Origin of the sequence: Methylomonas koyamae (genome assembly GCF_001644025.1) — a bacterium.
GTDB classification, from domain to species: domain Bacteria; phylum Pseudomonadota; class Gammaproteobacteria; order Methylococcales; family Methylomonadaceae; genus Methylomonas; species Methylomonas koyamae_A.
Genome location: NZ_LUUK01000101.1, coordinates 1 through 17,695, shown reverse-complemented (window position 1 = coordinate 17,695; position 17,695 = coordinate 1). Strand labels below are relative to the sequence as shown.

Below are 17,695 nucleotides of genomic sequence, written 5' to 3'. Positions count from 1 at the left end.
GCGCGGCGATGGCGATGTCGTCGGTCACCGTGGTCAGCAACGCCAACCGGCTGCGCTGGATGAAGTTGGAGTAAACCAGGCCGCCGGCCGGCAAGCCGTTACAGCTTGAACTGCGAAATCGTGGTGCGCAGGTTGCCGGAAATCTGCTGCAGGGTACTGGCCTCGCCGGCGGTTTGCTTGGCGTCGTCGGCGGTATTGGCGGTGACTTCGTTGATCGCGATCACGTTTTGATTAATGTGGTCGACGACCAGGGTTTGTTCGCGGACCGCGTTGGAGATGTGGGCGTTCATTTCCGAGATTTGCTCGGCCATCCCGGAAATATTGTCCAGCAATACGCCGGTGTTTTCGATGACGGTGACGGTTTGCTTGGCTTGGTTTTGACTGTCGAACATGGCTTTGACCGCTTCCCTGGAGCCGGTTTGCAAGCGTTCTATCATCGCCTGAATTTCGTGCGTCGAAGCCTGAGTGCGGCTGGCCAGGGTGCGGACTTCATCGGCGACCACCGCGAAGCCGCGTCCTTGCTCGCCGGCCCTGGCGGCTTCGATCGCCGCGTTCAGCGCCAGTAGATTGGTCTGGTCGGCGATGCCCTGAATCACATCCAACACCGAACTGACGTTGACGCAGTCTTGCTCGACGTTGCCGATCACATGGTTGGCACTGTCGATGTAGGCCGACAGCGCATGAATGGCCTGCACGGTTTCGGTAACCACGCGCTTGCCGTTATTGGCGTCGGCGCTGCTTCTTTGCGCGGCTTGGGCGGCGCTGCCGGTGTTGCGGGACACTTCGGCGGCGGTCGATGACAGTTCGGTCACCGTGGTAGCCACCTGATCGGTACCCTGTTGCTGTTTGACCATGTCGAGTTGTACCCGTTCGGCCAATTGGCTCAGTCGGCTCGACGAGCCGGTGAGTTGTTCGGATTCTATCGCGACTTGCCGCATCATAGCGTGCAGCGTCGTTAAAAACTCGTTGAACAGATTTACAATCGTTCCGATCTCGTCCTTGCCGTCATAGGGAATGCGCCGGGTCAGGTCGCCGCCGCCTTGTTTCAGGGCTTGCAACGACTGCCGCAATGCGGTCAGCGGCGGCTCGATTTTAAAATAGAGCATCAACAAGCAGATCACGACGAACATCAGCAAGGCGATCGAAAACGCGATGCGGGTGGTTCCGTAGTCGGTCAGCGTTTGGCCGAGCAACTGTTTGGAGCGGGCCACTTCGTCGTCTATCTGGGTGCTCAGGGTTTGCAGTTTTTCGGTCAGGCGGGCGGCCGAGTCGTCCAGCCCCGTGCCAGCGGCCTTCATCGTGGCGGTGCCGGCTTCGTTGCCGAACTTGATGTAGTCCCAACCCATTTTGACGCCGGTATCGTGCATGTTCTGGACATGCTCTTTCAATACGTCGATTTGCGGCGCCAGATTGGGTTCGATTTGACGGGCTTTTTCCAAATTCTCCAGGGCCGAGCTTAGATTGTGCTTGGCCTCGGCGAAGCCGTCGTCGGAATGGGTCGCGCCGACGTCGGTCAGAAATTGCTGGATTTGCACGACATGAAAGCGAACGTGCGACAACGCGTCGGACACGTCTTGCTTGCGGGTGGCTTCCGCCAGCGTGCGATCGATCGATTGAAAGGCCTGCCACAGCGAAACCACGAACAGCAGATTGGCTAAGGCCAGTATCGAGGCGATGGCGATCAGATACGATTTAATGGAGGTCGATTTAAACATTGAGTGGGTAAGCGCTTGATTTGGAATGTGTTAAACGGGTTGTTTCGGCGCGTGGCGAGCTCGAAGGTAGCCGATTGCTGAAGGCCGGCCGCATACGACTTATAATTTTTCCAATTCGTCGGCCAACTTTGCCAGCGAGGAGAGGGCGTCTTGCTGGCTTTTCGACAAAGTTTCTGGGTTTTCCGCGACGCAGCGCTCGATTTGCCGGCGTTGCTCGGCAATCAGATGCAGGCGCCGTTCACGGCTGCCGCGCAGTTTACCGACCATGTCGCTGAACGCGCCGGCCAGTTCCTGCAATTGATCGTTTTCCCTCAGCTGAGTGACGGTGTCCAGATTGCCGTCGCCGACTTCCCGGCACAAGGTCTCGAACCGGTACAACGGCCCCGCGATCTTGTGCGACGCGTACAGCACGCCACCGACCGCAATCCCGCCGGCCAGCAAAATAGCCACCACGTTGCCGATCAAAATCGATACGCCCAGGCGCTCGGCAGCGTTGACGATACTGACGTGCGCCGATTGCGCTTGTGCCTGCAAATCGCCGCCGGTCATCCAGTAAATCAGCAGCGCCGAGCATAGGCCGGCCAACAATATCAGCGCGAACACGCCGAGGATGAATCGACCCTGGAACGCTTTTTTAATGAAAACGCGGCTGCGTTTGGATTCGGTGTTGTTCATTTTCGGAAACCTTAGTTGACGTTGTGACAGGTTAGGCAAAGCTCGCCGTCGCTATTGTTGCGGCGCAGTAAAAAGCTTTTTTTCAAGCGTTCGGCGTTCATCAGCTTGTCCATGAAACTGTGACTGGCTTGCGGCCGATCGCTGTCCAACCTGCCGTGGGTGTAATGGCAGGTCAGGCAAGTCATATCGTGTTCTTCGTTCAGAGGCAGGTCGGCCGGTACCGGGAAATCGATGTTCAAACCGACTTTATGGCCTTGATTAGGGTTGTGGCAAGAGGAACACATCGCCACCCCGTCCTTGGCGAAAGCCGCCAGATCCACCGTGTGATTCTTGGTGGTGAGTATCCCGTCATCCTTGATGTCGGCGGCGGTGTTATGACATTCGCCGCAACCGGATTGCGGCGTTTGCCGGGAGATTTCGTGCGGATTTTCGGCGGCGGTACGGGCGCCGCCGACGAACAGCAGCATCGCTAGGCTGCCGCCAACTACCAAACTTTGTATAAGACGCTTTTTCATGGCTAGAAAGACATCACGATTTGGGCGATACCCAGGCGGCGGTCGAAGTAACGCTCGTAGGTGCGAGTGCCCAACGAATCGTCGTACTCGAACTTGATCCGCAAGTGATCGCTGAATTTGTAATTGAAGCCCAGCGTCAGCATCGACAAATCGTTGACGGCGACGGTACTGCCGTCGAAATCCAAAGCCAGGTCTTGCGACGGCTGCCAGCGGCTATAGCGGGCAAACAGCGTGACCGGCTGCTTGATTGGGCACGATGTTGCCGCCGCTATCCAAAAATACCTGTTGATGAGCATTCAGCAGCATGAATTCGTTTTGCAAACGCCACGGACCGTAGCCTACGCTCAAATCCGCACCGTAAACGGTGTTGCGGATGCGATTTTCGCCGTCGAGTTCGCTAAGGTGGGATACGCCGAGTTCGATGCCTTCCGGGTTGGCGCTGTGGATTTTGTAGGTATTTTGCCCCAAGGCCAGACCCAAGCGCCCACCGATCGCGTGACCGTCGTTGGCGTACAACGCATCGGTCCAGAACACCGAATAATTGAACCCGTCCCAGGCGCCGTAGGACCGAACGCCGTCTGAGTTGTAACCGCCCAACTGCATGCGCGAGGTAGTCAGCGGCGCGGTCACGGTGATCCGGTCCTTGTTGGCGAAGTTTTGGTAATCGTTACCGAAGGGCAAGTCGAAACGGCCGGCTTGAATATGCAGACCCTTGTTGTTGAAGATACGGCCGCGCGGAGGGATGCGGTCGTTAAATAAATGGTAGTCGACCAACGCGACGGCGATGCCGGCCATCGTACTGCCGCCGCTCAATGCACCTGGGCCGCTGTTACCGCAAAAAATCGCGCCCGGCGCGCCGTAATCGGCATTCGACGAATTGCCGCACAGCACCAAGGCCGAGCTGGCACCGAAATGGTCGTCGTGCACATAATCCAAATCCAGTTCCACCGAGCCGACGCTAAAGGTCTGGTCGGTGGAATTGCCGGTCTTGGCGTTGATGTCGAAAAATCCGCTGATTTCCAGGCCGCTGGCCGATGCGGCTTGGCGGAGTTCGCTGACTTTTTTATCCAAAGCTTGCAACTTGCGGGCAACCGAGCCATCGTCGCCGGCGGGAGCCGGCTTAGCGGCCGCAACCGGGGGGGGCGGCACTGGTTGCCCTGGTGCGGTGGCGACCGGCGGCGCGCGTTCTTGCTCGAGTTGCTTAATGCGAGCCTCGAGTTGTTCGATCTTTTGATCTTTTTCCTTGAGCATGGTCTGCACAATTCGGCGGATGTGCTCGTCATCGGCTGGAGCCGCGATGGCCGATGTGGGCGCGGCGTTGAGTACTACCACCGATAACAACGATAAACTTCGACGCATATACAGGTTTGAATATCTGAGTTTGGAAATTAACCGGACTGTCATGTCGAAAATCAGCCTAGTCGGTTTTTTTGTGAATACAACCAAGTGATTTGCAGGGAAAATGTGCGCAAAAATTCGCGTGACTTGAGCCGCACGCATGCTTAGTCTCGGTGAATTTAGGAAATCCTCCTAGTTGCGGATTTTTTTAGGCGTTAGTCGGTTTTCCGCCGGTTTTGACAAGCCAAGCGCGTTGGCAAGACACTCGCGCATATCCGGCGATTGGGAACACTAGTGTCGACGAGGCTCGCCGGCCAATCGGCGCCACCTTTCTGGCTGTAATGCGCTGGCGTGATGCTGGCTTGGAGATTGGGCCGTGCGGGCCGGGTTTGTTTGAAGTCGCTAAGCGTTTAGCTGAAAGCGAAGAGGACAGGCCGGATTCAGCCCCTCAGGCATCGCCATCCGGCACCCAGCAGCGCCGCCGCGACAATAACCGGGATGACGCCCAGGCGGTATCGGCCGAGCGCCAGTAGTGAAGCCGCACTCAGTGATACCGCAAAGCCGTCGATAGGGCCGTCCCAGCCGTTCGGCCAGCCGACGTGGTAGGCGAAAAATACCGCCAAGTCTACGATGACGCCGACCACGGCGGCGGTGACCGCCGTTAGCGGCGCCGTGAATCCGACATTGCCGTGGCTGGTTTCGATCAGTGGCCCGCCGGCCAGGATGAACAAAAAACTGGGCAGAAAGGTAAAGTAGGTAACGACGGTCGCCGCCAGCGCGCCAGCCGCGAACAAGCGTTCCGGTCCGAATAGCGCCTGGCCCCAACCAGCCACGAAGCCGACAAAGGTATTGACCATGATCAGCGGTCCCGGCGTGGTTTCGCCGAGTGCCAGCGCGTCCATCATTTGTTGAGCGCTCAGCCAGCGAAACTCCTCGACCGCGCCCTGATACACATAGGGTAGAACCGCATAGGCGCCGCCGAAAGTCAGCAACGCGGCTTTGGTAAAGAACCAGCCCATTTGCGTCAGCGCGCCGTTCCAGCCGAATAGTAACCACAGCAGCCCCAACGCGCCGGCCCACAGTAAACCGCCGACCGCCGACAGTTTAACCAGGCGCGGCCAACTGAAAAGCGCGTGCGTCGGTATCGGTGTCGCGTCGTCGATCAGCGCCGGACCGAAATCGGCGCGGGGTTTGCCGCGACCGCCGCCGACCGCGAAGACCTGCGGAGCGAGTTTGCTGCCTACCGCGCCGATCAGCGCAGCGCCGATTAGGATCAAAGGAAACGGTGCCCGCAGCAAAAAGATCGCGCCGAACGCGGCGGCGGCCAGTGCCGCTAGCCAGCGGTTTTGCAAAATCCGCGAACCGATCCGGTAAGCAGCAAACCAGACGATCGCGGTGACCGCAGGCTTGACGCCGTAAAGCAAAGCAGTCACCGCCGACAGATCGCCGAAACTCAAATACAACCAGCCCAGAACGATCAGCATCAACATGGCCGGTAGAAAGAACAGACTACCGGCGACCAATGCCCCAGGCGTTTTATGCAGCAGCCAACCCAGATAGGTTGCCAGTTGCTGGGCCTCCGGCCCCGGCAATACCATGCAAAAGTTCAGCGCGTGCAGAAAGCGGCGCTCGCTGATCCAGCGGCGCCGCTCGACCAGTTCCCGGTGCATGATCGCGATCTGTCCGGCCGGGCCGCCGAAGCTGATCAAGCCCAGCTTTAGCCAGAATCGGCAGGCTTCGCTAAAACTGGGGTGCGGCGGGGGCAGGGTTGGTGGCATATTCAATTTCCCGAAATAGTTGTTGGCCGAACATCGTTGACGCTCTATCAGCACTAAAGATCGCGGCTGGGGCGAGTTCGTGGCATCCGGTTCGGTGCGGAGCGGAAGCGAACGAGGCCAAGCGTGGTACTCGCTAAAACCATGAAAGAATAGCCGCCTGTCCAACAATTCCCCCCCGGCGCGCCGACGAAACACTGAAGCGGCTTCAGCAGCGATGGACGACGGTCACGGATTCGTCGATCGGTAAACCGCACTCCAGCCACTCTCTCGCTACGCGCGTCCGCCATCCTACCTCGAATCGGCGCCCGCTCGGCAAGCCGATCCCAGTCCGCTTTGCGGATACAGCAACACCGTGACGACCGGCTGTTGCTGATTAGGCAGCGAGTCAGCAGTTGCTGGCTCGCAGTCAGCAGGCGATCGCCGTGCCCCGCTTTCCGGCAGTGTCTTTACTCGCGGAGTTTGACGGGATTTTCTGTCTTTAACCAATAGAAATCAATTGTTTATCGAGGCTGGTGCGGTTGGCGTCGGTCGCTAACCGCATTCATGGCATATCGGTTGCACTACAGGGCTTAGGCCGGTTTGCGCGCCGACGCTGTCGGCCGGGCAAACCGGTTCGAATTTTCGAAATTGACATTCGACTGGGTGAGACAGTGAAACAGTACTTAGATAGCGCCGATGCGCCAGGTGTCGGCCTTCGGGCCGGCGTTCCCAAAACTTTAGGTCGCAACACCTTGTCGGCTTGCGTGAGCTTGGCATTAGCGGGGGCGCCGCTGATGGTCGTCTCGGACGCCGACGCCGCGCCGCCGAAAAAGTCGGTCAAAAAAGTCGCCGCGCCCGACAAATCGGTGTCCGATTTGGAAGAGAAAGTAGCCAGACTGACCGCGGAATTGGAAGCGTCCAAACGCCGCGAACAGGATTTGCTGCGGAAAAATGCCGCGAGCGTCGCAGCCGGTTCGGCTGCCACCAGCGGCGTTGCCTCGGAAGTTGGCGCGGCTACCGAAGCGGCCGCGTTGGCGGCGGCCGAGCCCGAACCGGTCGTCGAAGAGGAAAAGCCGAAGAATTTGTCCGAAATCTCGGTCACCGCGCGGCGCAAGGAAGAGAAATTGCAGGAAGTGCCGATTCCGATCGCGGTCATCAACCGGGAAACCCTGGAGCGCGACAACGTAGTGTCGGTGCAGGATTTCTCCCGTCGCGCGCCCAACCTGGGCGTCACGTCCGCCAATGCCAGGCAAACCAGTATTGCCCTGCGCGGTTTGGGGAAAAACAGCGGCAACGAATCGATGGAGTCCAGCGTCGGCGTGATGGTGGACAACGTCTGGCGGGCTTGGGTCGGCTCGGCATGGGCCAACTTCGCCGACCTGGATCAGGTCGAGGTGTTGCGCGGCCCCCAAGGCACTCTGCAAGGCAAGAACAGCAACCTGGGTTTGCTGAACATCACCACCAAGGCGCCGTCGTTCAAGGACAGTTACTACGTTGACGGCTTTGCCGGCGACCGCGATACCTTGCAAGGCAAGTTCGGCGCCACCGGTACGATACTGCCTGGGCTGTTGGCGTACCGGGCAAGCGGTTTTATCGACAAGCGCGACGGTTACATCAAAAATTACGACATTCACCGTAGCGAGGGCGATCTCGGTGAAACCAATGCGTTGGGCGGGCGCTTGCAATTTTTGTTGACGCCCAGCGACGTGTTGAGTGCGAAAGTCATCGTCGATAAAACCGCGTCTACCCAAACCATGAGCGTACAGCCGCTAATCGCCGATCCGTCAACTTTCGCAAACGGCGCTTCTAGGGGGACGACGTTTAGCACCCGCTTGGCTCGAAACCGGTTTGACCCGGTGCGCAGCAATGGTCAACCTTTAGCGATCATCGGAGATCCGCGAGCGATGGCGAACAATGAGCGCCGTCAATCGCGCGGTGACGGTTCGGGCGTGTCCGCGGAAATCAACTACGACGCCCTGGGGCATCGCTTTACATCGATTACCGCTTGGCGCGACGCCTTGTTTGAACCGAATCACGACGGAGAGAGCAGTACCGCCGACATTGAGCGTATTAGCGGTTGGACCGTAAAAAACGAACAATGGTCTCAGGAACTGCGCATAAGCTCGAAGGAGAAAGGGCCGATCGATTATCAGGCCGGCGTGTTTGCGATGCGCACCATTGCGGACACGTTTAACCAGCGTTTGTTCGGGAGTGACGCCGGGGCTTTTTATGCTAGCAACTCGCAATACTCAACCTTGAACAGCAATGCGATCGGGCGGCAAATGATGCTGGCGTCCCTTAACAACGTTATGTACCGGCAAAGCGTTGTGCCCGCGACCGACAGTTACGCGGCGTATGGGCAGGTCAACTGGCATGTGACGGACGACGCGACATTGACCGTGGGTTTGCGGGATACCTTTGAACGGCGGGAAAACACCGGTTGGAGCCATCCGATTGGCGGAGTCGACTTAGACGTGCTCGGCGCCCAAATCGGCGCTTCGGCAAATCAGATTGCTGCCGCCAAGGCGGTTCGGAGTGGCCGTTTGGGAACCGAGTGGGATGCGCCGCGCCAAGGATTCGACCAAAACTCGCAAAACTGGCTGGTCAATCCCAGCTACAAAATCAACAAGGATCTGATGGTTTATGGCTCGGTATCGGGCGGCAACAAATCCGGCGCGGCACAATTTAACTTGAACACGGGTAAGGTAGAAAACGTCAATCCGGAGAACGTGATGGATTACGAATTCGGCATCAAGAGCACTTGGCTGGATCGCAAGCTGGTGGCCAACGTCAACTTCTACCAAACCGACATCGAAGGTTTCCAATCGCAATTGGTTATTCCCTGCACGATTGGCGTGGACGGATGCACCACCGGTAACCGAACGACCTTGGGTAACATCAAGGGCATCCAATTGCGCGGTATCGAATTGGAGACCAACTACGATATTACACCGGGCTTGAGCGTGTTCCTGAACGGATCATTCAATAGGGCGATTTATACCGACTTTGCCAACGCCCCGTGTCCGCCGGAAGCAAATTCGGTGATTTGCGACCAAACCGGACGGACCTTGCCGAATGCGCCGACCTTCACCGCCAACTACGGTGTGGACTACCGCGCGCCGTTGACTTTCGGCTTGGGTAACGACTACGGCTTGCAATGGCATGCCTATTTGATCGACAGCTATAAATCGGCGGCTAATTACAACGCCAGTCTGTCGGTGTACGGCAAACAGGCGGCCTACCACGTCACCGACGGCGGTATCGGTATCGGCACCAAGAACGGCAAATATAACTTGGACTTGGTGGGTCGCAACATTTTCGACACGATTTATTTTACGAACGCCGGAAACTATTCGAGTACCAGCGCCGCAAGTGCCTCTTTTGGGGACGCGCGGTATTACGGCGTGCATTTCCGGGCCAAATTTTAATGCGAGCCGGCCGGGCGGCTTAACGGTCGCGTGGCCGGATGTTTCACTCATATCGATAGAGGAGTTTTATGTCAGTCAAGTATTCGACCTTGTTGTTGAGTATCAGCGCTTTGTTGGCGGCCGGCGCCGCGCGCGCCGACGATCCGGTCACGCCGGCGATTCCGGGCGTCGCGGCCGGCGGCGTGGTGCTGGAATTGATTAAGGATGGCTTCAACGGCACCGAAGGTCCGATAGGCTATAGCGACGGCAGCTTGCTGTTCACCGAGACCAATGCCAACAAAATCGTGCGCATCGGGCCGGACGATCAAGTGTCGACCTTTTTGGAGAATTCCAACGGCGCCAACGGCTTGGCCCTGACTCCGGACGGCAAGATCATCGCCGTGCAAACCAAGGATACCCAGGTCGGCACAGTCTATCCGGTCAAGGAAAAAACCGTGCTGGCCAAGGATTACCAGGGCGTTAAATTTCAACGGCCCAACGACTTGGTACGCGCCGGCAACGGCGGTATTTATTTCACCGATAGCGGCACCCGGCCGACCAAGGAAAATCCCAATCCGGAACCGTCGCATCCCGGCGTGTTTTATATCAGCCCGACCGGCGAGCTCAAGCAACTGGCCAACGACATCGAGCGGCCCAACGGCATTCAGCTCAGCAAGGACGAAAAAACCTTGTACGTCGCCAATACTCAGGGCGAGCACATTCTGGCTTACGACATCGCCGCCGACGGCTCGCTTGCCAACCGCCGCAATTTTTCCAAGCTGGAAGGCTGGCAAAAAGGCGAGGACGGCACGTGGTCCAGCGGCGCGGACGGTTTGGCGCTGGATGATGAAGGCCGGCTGTTCGTGGCTTCGAATGCCGGCGTTGAGGTGTTAAGTGCCAAGGGCGAAGCGCTGGGTACGATCCCGGTGCCGAAAAAGCCGCAGAATTTGGCCTTCGCCGGCATCAACAAAAGTACCTTGTACGTCGTCGGTCGCGGCGCCGCGTACAAGGTGCCGTTATTGACCAAGGGCATTTCCAGCCGGCCCAAATAATAGCGAGCGGAATACGAAATGCCAGGCGGCTGGAGCGGAAACCGCGCGTTACAGCGGTTTGGACTTGATCGTCCGGAAAAGCCATCTGGTTTGTACGCACGGCTTTAGCCGCGATCGACAGCGCCTTCAATTTCCGCAAAAGCGCGCCCAGAGCACATGAGGTTTGGTTTATCGATTTAGGCATCGTGGTGGCCTCTTAACGGGACGAGGAATTTCCTCGGCCCGTTTTTTTTGCCCGTCGCTTGGCTTCGGCGGCGAGCATTTTGGGATGCTAGCCGAGCAGCACAGCCTGTTGCAGGGGTGCTGCAAATTCATCAGCCCTTGGCGGTTTCCGGTGGGAGTTGCGGTCGCGCTGGCGATTTCGTTTATTAAAATCCTTTTAAAACAGTTGGTTGTGTTGTTTTTGGCTGGGCGTTTTCGGTTGGCATGCTACTTGCCATATTGCTAATGAGTTAACCCTTGCCGCGTCGAACGACGCTTGTTCAAAAAATGAAACGAGAAAACCCGAATATGAAACAACCTCTGTCATTAGTTTTGTTGGCGATGCTGCTGACCGCGCCGGTCTTCGCATCGGCGGCCGAGAAAGACGCCCACGTTCACGCCGACGCCAAACCGGCGGCGCAAGCGCCCAGACCTTACGAGTACAAAACCCCCAAGCTGAATCGCGCCCAAGTGGATGCGTTATTGGCTAAACCGAGCGAATTGCTGTTCATCGACACTCGCCGCCCGGACGAAATCAGCAAGATCGGCTCGTTTCCAGTGTATCTGAACGTACAGGTCGACGGTATCGAGGCGGCGTTGCCCTTCATTCCCAAGGACAGGTCTATCGTCACGGTATCCAACCACGCCGGCCGCGCCGGCAAGATCGCCGATTTGCTGGCTACGAAAGGCTTCAAGGTGGTCGGCGCGGTCGGTTCGCAAAATTACGAGGAAGAGGGCGGCAAGATCGTCAAGATCGTGCCTCCCAAACCTAAAACCAATTGATCGTAACCGCGGATCGCCGGATGGGCGGCGGTTCGCGTTCATCCGCACGGGGCCTTCCGGTGCTTGAGTTTTTGGAGTGGTGAAATGAATAAGAAAAAATTAACGATCGCAATCGCCTGGGCCTTGTCCGTGGCGATTGTGGGCGAGGCCGGTGGGGCCGACGAAAAATCCGCCGGCGATGCCGTTCCGGCGGCGCAGGGCAAGGCGAAATTATGGTCGTATCAACCGGTCAAGGCGCCGGCAACGCCGGCGGTCCAGCATCAGGATTGGGTCAGGACGCCGATCGATGCCTTCATCCTCGCCAAACAGGAAGAAAAAGGCCTGACGCCGTCGCCGGACACCGATCGCGCCGCTTTTATCCGCCGGGCCACGCTGGACGTGTGGGGCATCATTCCCAGCCCGGAAGACGTGGACGCCTTCGTCAACGACGAATCCGCGAATGCCTACGAAAAGCTGGTGGACCGCCTGTTGGCATCGCCCAAGTATGGCGAACGCCAAGGCCGCAAATGGCTGGATTTGGCGCGTTACGCCGACAGTACCGGTTTTCAGAACGACAACGACCGCTTGAACAACTGGCGCTATCGCGACTACGTGGTCAATTCCTTCAATCAGGATAAGCCCTACAGCCGCTTCATTCAGGAGCAGTTGGCCGGCGACGAATTGTGGCCCGGCGACGAGCAAGCCCTGATCGCGACCGGCTTCATGGCGCAATTCCCGGACAACTCCAACTCGCGCGACTTGGTGCAACGTAAATACCAAATCACCACCGATATTACCGATACGGTCGGGAAAGTGGTGTTGGGTCAAACCTTGGAATGCGCCCGTTGCCACAACCACAAATTCGACAAGATCAGTCAGAAAGACTATTTCTCGTTCCAGTCCTTCTTCGCCAACGTGGCGCCGGTGGACAACATCCCGGCTAAGAAAGGTCCGATCGAAGTGGCTTACGACCAGCAATACGCCAAGTGGCAGGAAGCCACCAAGGATATTCGCGCCAAGCAAAAAGCGATTATCGATACCCATCGGGAAGAGGCGCTCAAGTATCACAAGGAACGTTATCTGACCGACTCGCGCGACGCGATTTTCAAACCCAAGGAAAAATGGACCGCCCAGGACCGCTGGGTCAATCATCGCTTGGCTAACGTCACCGACGAAGCCAGCATGCAATCCTACTTCCAGGAAAAAGGCGAAAGTACCGACGCTAAAACCCGCGATCCGAAGATTGCCGAGCAATGGGCCGAATTGGAGAAGCTGAACAAGGAATTGCGTAAATTCGACGACTTGAAACCGGCGACGTTCTCGAATGAAATTTCGGCGATGACCGAGCTGGGCCATCCGGACGCGCCGCCCAGCTTCGTGTTTGCGGTCGGCGACCATGAGAAACCGTTGGAACAGGTGCAACCGGCCTTCCCGGCGGCGATTACCGACGAACAACCGGACATCAAACCGTTGCCGTTCTCGTCCGGCCGTCGCTCGGCCTTGGTGAAATGGATCACCAGTCCGACCAATCCGCTGACCGCCCGCGTTTACGTGAATCGGGTTTGGGACCAGTATTTCGGCAAGGGCATCGTCGCCACCGTCAGCGATTTCGGCAAGGCCGGCGAAAAACCGATCAACCCGGAACTGCTGGATTATCTGGCCGACAAATTCGTCAAGGACGGCTGGAGCGTCAAGAAATTGCATCGCGAGATTCTGTTGTCCAGCGTCTATCGGCAGTCGTCCGATTACCGCGAAGACGTGCACCAGGCCGATGCCGAAAACCAGTTGCTGGCGGTATTCCCCAGACAGCGTTTGGAAGCCGAGCAAGTGCGGGATTCGCTGCTGGTTGCTTCCGGCAAGCTGGAGGACAAGGTCGGCGGTCCGAGCGTATATCCGCCGCTACCGTCGGCGATCAACACCAACTACGGGGTCAACAACGCCAATTTCAACGACAAAATGTGGCGGACTTCGAAGGACGAGAAGGACCATAACCGCCGCAGCTTGTACGTGTTCACCCGCCGCAGCATTCCGTATCCGATTTTGGATTCGTTCAACATGGCGTCGCCGCAGGAAGCCCACAGCAAACGCGAGGTGACCACCACGCCATTGCAAGCCTTGACGCTGTACAACAGCGAATTGATCTTCGACTGGTCCAAATCGTTGGCCGGCCGGGTCATCAACGAGGCCGGCGAGAGCGAAGAAGAACGGATTGCCAGACTCTACCAAATCCTGTTTGCCCGCCAGCCGAACGACCAGGAAAAAGAAGAGTTGCAGGCATTCTTGAACGAACAGGAAGGCGTGATTCGCGCCAAGGCCGCCAACGGTAAATTCGAAGTCAACGTGCCGGCCGGGGTCAAGGATAAACCGATCGGCGACCCGGTGCGGGCTGCCGCCTTCGTGGATTTGGTACACGTGGTCGCCAATTCCAACGAATTCATCTACCGGTTCTAACGATCACTGCAAACCTACGGGGCGCCGCCGGCGCCCCGTAGGGCCTTTGCCGACCAATAACAATCAAGAGGTTTACCCATGAATAACAAATCGCGACGTGATTTTTTAGTAAAAACCGGCTACGGCCTTGGCGGCTTGGCCGTTAGCGCCTTTTTGCCCGGCGGCGGCGTCATCGCCAGCGCGTTGGCCGAAGATGCCGCGCTGACCGCACTGACCGGCGGCAACCCGCTGGCGCCGAAAGCGCCGCATTTTCCGGCGAAAGCCAAAACCGTGATCTGGCTGCATATGGCCGGCGCGCCCAGCACGCTGGATTTGTACGATTACAAACCGGAATTGGTCAAACTGGCCGGCACCGGCATTCCGGCATCGTACTTGAAAGGCATCAAGACCAGTACCCAGGGCGGTATCACCAAACTGATCGCGACCAAGCGGACCTGGAAACAACACGGCCAAAGCGGCGCCTGGTTCTCCGACTGGTTGCCCCATCTGGCCGAGCAAGCCGACGATCTGGCGTTCATCAAGTCCAGTGTGACCATCGGCGCGACCCACGACATTTCGATCATGAAAATGAATACCGGCGGCTTGAATCCCGGCCGACCGACCTTGGGCGCCTGGATTCAATACGCATTGGGTTCCAACAACCCCAACCTGCCGGCTTACGTGGTGCTGTACAACGACAAGCGCGAGCCGCGCGGCGGCGTGACCAACTGGGAGTCCGGCTTCCTGCCTGCGGTTTACCAAGGCACGCCGTTCCGGCCGGGCAACTCGCCGATACTGCATTTGAACAATCCGCAATACGTCGTGGATACCGAAAAACGCAAGGCCCTGGATTTGTTGAAACGTTTGAACGAAGCCCATGCCGGCCGTTATCCGACGGATACCGAACTGCAAGCCCGCACCGAATCCTACGATTTGGCTTACCGGATGCAGGAAACCGCGCCGGAAGCCGTCGATTTCAGCAAGGAATCCGAAGCCACCAAAAAGTTGTACGGCCTGGACGAGGACATCACCAAACCTTACGGCGAATTGCTGCTGCGTGCCAGACGCTTGGCCGAGCGCGGGGTGCGCTTCATTCAAGTGGTGTCCGGTCCGACCGACATCAAAGGCGACAGCCGAGACTGGGACGCTCACCAAAACATCGAAGACAACCACAGCAAGCACAGCAAAATTATCGACAAACCGATCGCCGGCCTGCTGAAGGATCTGAAAGCCAAAGGCATGTTGGACGATACCCTGGTGGTGTGGACTTCCGAATTCGGCCGCACGCCGTGGAGCGAATCCGGCGACGGCCGCGACCACAACCCCTGGGGTTATACCCAATGGATGGCGGGCGGCGGCGTTAAAGCCGGTTACACCCACGGCGGCACCGACGATCTGGGCGTGCAAGCGATCAAGGGCACCGAAGTCGATACCTACGACCTGCACGCGACGGTACTTAACCAGCTCGGTTTGGACCACTTGAAGCTGATTTACAAATATCAAGGTCGATCCGAAAGGCCGACCGTGGTTTACGGCAAGGTGATTAAGGAGCTGATCGCCTAGGGACGCCGCCGTAGTTCGCTGCCACGCCAGCCGATCAATGCCGCGTGTCCGGTGTGGGGCACGTGGCGGCTGGTTTGGGCGGCAGGGATTTTTTGATTGGGGGATTTTTTAGCATGATACGCAAGACCTTGCGGATACTGGCCTTGACCTGGATTCTGGCGCCGGGAGCCGCGTTCGCCGAAGCCGAATTCGACTTCGAGGAATTGATGAAGGACGTCGAAACCAAGATCCAGAACGTGCAGAACAACATTTCAGCGCAGGATACCGCGACCGCCAGCGCCGAAACCAAACAATTGCAAGAGGCTTTTAAACTGGTGGAAGGCTATTTCGCCAAGCGCGGCGATGCCGCCGATGCGGTGGCCGACGCCCAGGATTACCAAAACAAGGCGGTATCGATCCAACACGCGTTGGGCGTCGGCGATTTGAACAGCGCCGCCAGCGTCGCCAACGATTTTTCCAAACAATGTCGCGGCGCCTGCCACGACAAGTACAAACCACTTTGACCGGAAATCCACTATGAAACCCGTTTTTTTGACCGGCCTGGCCTTGGCTTGGCTGTCCGCGTCGGCCGTGGCCGCGCTACCCGAAGGCCACCCGGCTCCGGCCATCGAGACCCAGGCATCGCAAGCCGGCAAGGCCTTCGCCTACTCGCTGGGCGACGCTTTAAAGAAAGGTCCGGTCGTCGTTTATTTTTATCCATCCGCCTATACCGGCGGCTGCAATATCCAGGCGCACAGCTTTGCCGTGAACCACGACAAATTCGCCGCCGCCGGCGCGACCATTGTTGGCGTGTCGTTGGACAGCATCGAGCGTCTCAACGAATTTTCCGCCGACCCCAGTTTCTGCGCCGGCAAGTTTCCGGTGGCATCGGATGCCGGCGGCTCGATTTCCAAGGCCTACGATCTGGCGGTACGCGATCCGCAGCCCGGCAAGACCGACAGTCGCGGCCAGGCTATCGATCATGGTTTCGCCGAACGTACCACTTTCGTCGTGACGCCGGACGGCAAGATCGCCGCGACGTTGGGCGGCTTGAAACCGGAAGAAAACGTCGCGCAAGCGCTGGCCGCCGTCGAGCGTTTGGCCGGCCAGCGCCACGCCGATCAGTGATCGGCCGGTCGGCGCGGAACCCTCGCGCCGCCAACGCCGCGCCGCGCCGCCGCCGCTTGGGCCGGCGTTGGCTGGCGCTCGGCGCGATGGTTCTATTGACCGCCGCGCCGCAGGCTTCGGCCGAGCGGGCCGGCGATCCCGCCATCGGCCGGCTGACTTCCGAGACCGAGCGCTGTCAGGAATGCCACGGCAGCGAGGGTATCAGCGTCGCCGACAAGATTCCCAACCACGCCGGCCAACCGGCGGATTACCTGGTCAAACAGCTGCGGGATTTTCAATCCGGCGCCAGGCAACACGAGACGATGACGGTGATGGCGGCCGATTTGGCGCCGGCCGACATCGTCGATATCGCTGCGTATTTTTCCGGGCGCCCGGCGCCGGCCGGCACTCTGAACGGAGAGCGATCGGCGGTTAAGATACTGGTCGAACAAGGCGACGACAGTCGCAAGGTTCCGGCCTGCTTCAGTTGCCACGGTCCGGCCGGGAAGGGCCGAGTCGCCGACGGCATCGCCTATCCGCTGCTCGGCGGCCAACGCTTGATTTATCTGCGTTCGCAATTGCGCAATTGGAAGTCCGGCGACCGCCGCAATAGCCCGAACGGGGTGATGAACCGGATTGCCGGCGCATTGAGCTACGACGAAATCGACGGGCTGGCAGCCTATTTGGCGGCGATGTAAAGATTGAGTATTGCCGCGATTATTCGCGACCAGAGGCTGTCGTAAACGGCCATCGCCTCGCGGAAGAGGGGTGGAGGGGTGAGGGGGATTGCAAGGTAATGCATTGATTTTATCTCCCCTCACCCTGCCCTCTCCCGCGAGGAGAGGGTTCTGTTTTGACTTTTACGACAGTTTCTATAACAAGGAGATGAAAATGAAGAAATCGTTGAACTGGTTGCTATACGAAACCCACCGCTGGCTGGGCGTGGTCCTGGCGTTGTTCATGTTCGTCTGGTTTGCGACCGGACTGGTGATCATGTATTCGACGCCGACCGCGCAAAGCCGCGCCCAACAACTGGCGCACGCCGAGGTCTTGCAACCCGAGTCCGGTTGGCTGAGCGTCGGCGAAGTCTGGCAACGTAGCGGCGCGCAACGCCAGGCCGCCGCCGAACAGCGCAAGGCCAAACCGGCCGGCGGCGAAGCCGCGCCTGGCAAGCCGGCCGGCGAGCCGGCGCTG

The 17,695-nt window shown here is 58.5% G+C and carries 15 protein-coding genes; 9 read left to right on the top strand and 6 right to left on the bottom strand.

Annotated elements, in window-relative coordinates; all coding sequences use genetic code 11:
- Window positions 1–98: 98 nt before the first annotated feature.
- From A1355_RS08585 to chrA, 6 genes are all read right to left on the bottom strand, one after another.
- Window positions 99–1,715, bottom strand: a complete 1,617-nt coding sequence (locus A1355_RS08585; protein WP_064027032.1) for a methyl-accepting chemotaxis protein — start codon at window positions 1,713–1,715, stop codon at window positions 99–101.
- Window positions 1,716–1,814: 99 nt separating this feature from the next.
- Complete coding sequence (locus A1355_RS08580; protein WP_064027030.1) at window positions 1,815–2,390, bottom strand: HAMP domain-containing protein; 576 nt, start codon at window positions 2,388–2,390, stop codon at window positions 1,815–1,817.
- 11 nt (window positions 2,391–2,401) lie between these two features.
- Window positions 2,402–2,905, bottom strand: coding sequence for a hypothetical protein (locus A1355_RS08575; RefSeq protein ID WP_064027028.1), 504 nt, complete (start codon window positions 2,903–2,905; stop codon window positions 2,402–2,404).
- Window positions 2,906–2,907: 2 nt separating this feature from the next.
- Window positions 2,908–3,090 carry a hypothetical protein gene (locus A1355_RS08570; RefSeq protein WP_064027026.1) on the bottom strand — a complete coding sequence of 61 codons (183 nt, stop codon included), beginning with the start codon at window positions 3,088–3,090 and terminating at the stop codon, window positions 2,908–2,910.
- Between the two features lie 28 nt (window positions 3,091–3,118).
- Window positions 3,119–4,264 carry a hypothetical protein gene (locus A1355_RS08565; protein ID WP_157197804.1) on the bottom strand — a complete coding sequence of 382 codons (1,146 nt, stop codon included), beginning with the start codon at window positions 4,262–4,264 and terminating at the stop codon, window positions 3,119–3,121.
- A 419-nt stretch (window positions 4,265–4,683) separates the two neighbouring features.
- The gene (gene chrA, locus A1355_RS08560) at window positions 4,684–6,021 is read right to left on the bottom strand and encodes a chromate efflux transporter (RefSeq protein WP_064027022.1); all 1,338 of its coding nucleotides are present in this window, start codon (window positions 6,019–6,021) and stop codon (window positions 4,684–4,686) included.
- A 650-nt stretch (window positions 6,022–6,671) separates the two neighbouring features.
- On the opposite strand from chrA, the gene A1355_RS08555 reads away from it, so the two are divergent.
- The 9 genes from A1355_RS08555 to A1355_RS08510 all read left to right on the top strand — a co-directional run.
- A complete protein-coding gene (locus tag A1355_RS08555) occupies window positions 6,672–9,428 on the top strand; it encodes a TonB-dependent receptor (RefSeq protein ID WP_064027020.1) in 2,757 nt (918 codons plus the stop codon).
- Window positions 9,429–9,496: 68 nt separating this feature from the next.
- Entirely contained in the window at window positions 9,497–10,459 is a 963-nt protein-coding gene (locus A1355_RS08550) for an SMP-30/gluconolactonase/LRE family protein (protein WP_064027018.1), read from the top strand.
- 510 nt (window positions 10,460–10,969) lie between these two features.
- Entirely contained in the window at window positions 10,970–11,443 is a 474-nt protein-coding gene (locus tag A1355_RS08540; RefSeq protein ID WP_064027013.1) for a rhodanese-like domain-containing protein, read from the top strand.
- Between the two features lie 84 nt (window positions 11,444–11,527).
- Complete coding sequence (locus tag A1355_RS08535; protein ID WP_082885448.1) at window positions 11,528–13,873, top strand: DUF1549 and DUF1553 domain-containing protein; 2,346 nt, start codon at window positions 11,528–11,530, stop codon at window positions 13,871–13,873.
- 78 nt (window positions 13,874–13,951) lie between these two features.
- Window positions 13,952–15,415: a DUF1501 domain-containing protein gene (locus A1355_RS08530; protein ID WP_064027010.1), complete on the top strand. Its 1,464-nt coding sequence runs from the start codon at window positions 13,952–13,954 to the stop codon at window positions 15,413–15,415.
- Between the two features lie 113 nt (window positions 15,416–15,528).
- On the top strand, window positions 15,529–15,918 hold the full coding sequence (locus A1355_RS08525) for a hypothetical protein (protein WP_231883607.1): 390 nt from the start codon (window positions 15,529–15,531) through the stop codon (window positions 15,916–15,918).
- 13 nt (window positions 15,919–15,931) lie between these two features.
- Window positions 15,932–16,522 carry a peroxiredoxin gene (locus A1355_RS08520; protein ID WP_064027007.1) on the top strand — a complete coding sequence of 197 codons (591 nt, stop codon included), beginning with the start codon at window positions 15,932–15,934 and terminating at the stop codon, window positions 16,520–16,522.
- Entirely contained in the window at window positions 16,519–17,199 is a 681-nt protein-coding gene (locus tag A1355_RS08515) for a c-type cytochrome (RefSeq protein ID WP_231883606.1), read from the top strand. The genes A1355_RS08520 and A1355_RS08515 overlap by 4 nt, the downstream gene beginning before the upstream one ends.
- Before the next feature lie 193 nt (window positions 17,200–17,392).
- A partial coding sequence (locus tag A1355_RS08510) for a PepSY domain-containing protein (protein WP_197471751.1) occupies window positions 17,393–17,695 on the top strand: 303 nt, incomplete at its 3' end.

Bases quoted from the DNA above. Each gene is read 5' to 3' on its own strand.
- A1355_RS08585 (WP_064027032.1), bottom strand. From the start codon at position 1,715: ATGTTTAAATCGACCTCCATTAAATCGTATCTGATCGCCATCGCCTCG.
- A1355_RS08580 (WP_064027030.1), bottom strand. From the start codon at position 2,390: ATGAACAACACCGAATCCAAACGCAGCCGCGTTTTCATTAAAAAAGCG.
- A1355_RS08575 (WP_064027028.1), bottom strand. From the start codon at position 2,905: ATGAAAAAGCGTCTTATACAAAGTTTGGTAGTTGGCGGCAGCCTAGCG.
- A1355_RS08565 (WP_157197804.1), bottom strand. From the start codon at position 4,264: ATGCGTCGAAGTTTATCGTTGTTATCGGTGGTAGTACTCAACGCCGCG.
- chrA (WP_064027022.1), bottom strand. From the start codon at position 6,021: ATGCCACCAACCCTGCCCCCGCCGCACCCCAGTTTTAGCGAAGCCTGC.
- A1355_RS08550 (WP_064027018.1), top strand. From the start codon at position 9,497: ATGTCAGTCAAGTATTCGACCTTGTTGTTGAGTATCAGCGCTTTGTTG.
- A1355_RS08540 (WP_064027013.1), top strand. From the start codon at position 10,970: ATGAAACAACCTCTGTCATTAGTTTTGTTGGCGATGCTGCTGACCGCG.
- A1355_RS08535 (WP_082885448.1), top strand. From the start codon at position 11,528: ATGAATAAGAAAAAATTAACGATCGCAATCGCCTGGGCCTTGTCCGTG.
- A1355_RS08530 (WP_064027010.1), top strand. From the start codon at position 13,952: ATGAATAACAAATCGCGACGTGATTTTTTAGTAAAAACCGGCTACGGC.
- A1355_RS08525 (WP_231883607.1), top strand. From the start codon at position 15,529: ATGATACGCAAGACCTTGCGGATACTGGCCTTGACCTGGATTCTGGCG.
- A1355_RS08520 (WP_064027007.1), top strand. From the start codon at position 15,932: ATGAAACCCGTTTTTTTGACCGGCCTGGCCTTGGCTTGGCTGTCCGCG.